The sequence below is a fragment of the Thalassospira sp. UBA4513 genome (assembly GCF_002388495.1).
Lineage (GTDB): Bacteria > Pseudomonadota > Alphaproteobacteria > Rhodospirillales > Thalassospiraceae > Thalassospira > Thalassospira tepidiphila.
In genome coordinates this window covers 87,099-87,319 of sequence record NZ_DGMR01000001.1, presented here as the reverse complement: position 1 = coordinate 87,319, position 221 = coordinate 87,099, and the positions used below count along the sequence as shown (strand labels likewise).

1 protein-coding gene is annotated in these 221 nt (G+C 58.4%); it reads left to right on the top strand.

Annotation, left to right across the window (positions count from 1 at the left end; translation table 11 throughout):
• On the top strand, positions 1-221 hold a 221-nt coding region (locus B2T33_RS00440; protein ID WP_286790884.1), incomplete at both ends, for a proton-conducting transporter membrane subunit.

Sequence of the window (221 nt, the reverse complement as noted above, 5' to 3'; positions counted from 1 at the left end):
CAGCTTGGTCTGCACACCTGGCTTCCGGATGCAATGGAAGGCCCAACCCCGGTTTCCGCCCTTATTCACGCGGCAACCATGGTGACGGCCGGTGTGTTCATGGTCGCGCGTCTGTCGCCGATCTTTGAATATGCTGAAACCACCCTGATGATCGTGACCATCGTTGGTGCGTCGACCGCGTTCTTCGCGGCCACCATCGGCTGTGTTCAGAACGACATCAA